This window comes from Streptomyces durbertensis (assembly GCF_014156695.1).
Lineage (GTDB): Bacteria > Actinomycetota > Actinomycetes > Streptomycetales > Streptomycetaceae > Streptomyces > Streptomyces durbertensis.
Window position 1 is genome coordinate 1 of the sequence record NZ_WMLF01000776.1, and the last position, 1271, is coordinate 1271.

Below are 1271 nucleotides of genomic sequence, written 5' to 3' on the forward strand. Positions count from 1 at the left end.
GGCTCCGGCTCCTCGATGGAGACGCCGAAGTCGGTGGCGATGCCGGCCAGCCCGTCGGCGTAGCCCTGACCCACCGCGCGGACCTTCCACGCGCCGCCGCGCCGGTAGACCTCCATGACGATCAGCGCCGTCTCCGCGCCGAGCCGGGGCGGGGTGAAGCTGGCGATGACGGCGCCGCTGTCGGCGTCCCGGACGGTGCCCGTCGGTTCGGCACCGGCGAAGGTCGCGCCCGGGGCGTCGAGGCTGGCGGTGACCACGATGCGCTCGACGTCTGCGGGCACGGCGGCGGTGTCGACGGTGATGGTGTCCGCGCCACCGCCACCGGTGTGCCGCACGCCCGGCGCGTCCGGCTGGTTGTAGAAGACGAAGTCGGCGTCCGAGCGGACCTTGCCGTCGGCGCCGAGCAGCAGCCCGGACACGTCGACCCTGGAGGGAGCCGAGACGTCGACGCTGACACGTGGGGCGGGGAGGGGGAGGTTCGAACCGGGAGTCATAGCGGTCATGCCCCGCCCAACGAGCGGTCCGCCTGGCCGGTTCCTGGCGCGGGGCCGCCCGGGGCCGGCACCGCCCGGACACCGCCTACCCTTCGCGCACCTCGGCGAGTCTGCCGTACACCACCACGTTCCCCAGGTAGCCCTCCTGGTGCGAGTACCCGCCGCCGCAGGTGATCAGCCGTATCTCGGGCCGCCCGGTGGAGCCGTACACCCGCTGGTCGGGGAAGTCGTCACGACCGTAGACCTCGATGGCGTAGACGCTGAACACCGCCGTACGGCCGTCCCGGCGTATCACCTCCACCCGGTTGCCCTTGCGGAGCGCACCCAGCCCGTAGAACACGCTCGGTCCCTCGGCCCGGTCGACGTGTCCGGCGAAGATCGCCGTTCCCCGGACGCCGGGAGCGGTGCCGTCCCGGTACCAGCCGACGAGGTTCGGGTCGTCCTCGGGCGGCGGTTCGAGGCTCCCGTCGGTGTCCAGGCCCAGACCGGTGACCGGGGCGTCGACCTTGATCACCGGTATGCGTATGCGGGTCGGCGTCGAGGCGACAAGCGGCACCACCCGGTCGAGCTGCCGAGCCGGGCGCGCCTCCTCGGCGGCGGCGTCCGCGGACGGCTGCGGCGGCGGACGCTCGGGCGTCGGGCTGTTGTCGATCAGCCAGACCCCGCCGCACAGCCCAGCGGCCACCACCGTCGCGACCAGCGTCTCCCGCCGGCGCCGATAGCGATCCATGCTGCCTCCCGGCTGCTTGTGCCTGGGCAATCGAGCCAACCGCCACC

At 73.6% G+C, this 1271-nt stretch carries 2 protein-coding genes; both read right to left on the reverse strand.

Annotation, left to right across the window (positions count from 1 at the left end; genetic code table 11):
- Window positions 1–503: TerD family protein (locus tag GL263_RS26715; protein WP_228456854.1), on the reverse strand; the 503-nt coding region annotated here is incomplete at its 3' end.
- 76 nt (window positions 504–579) lie between these two features.
- Window positions 580–1224, reverse strand: coding sequence for a class F sortase (locus GL263_RS26720; protein WP_182858309.1), 645 nt, complete (start codon window positions 1222–1224; stop codon window positions 580–582).
- Between the last annotated feature and the right edge of the window lie 47 nt (window positions 1225–1271).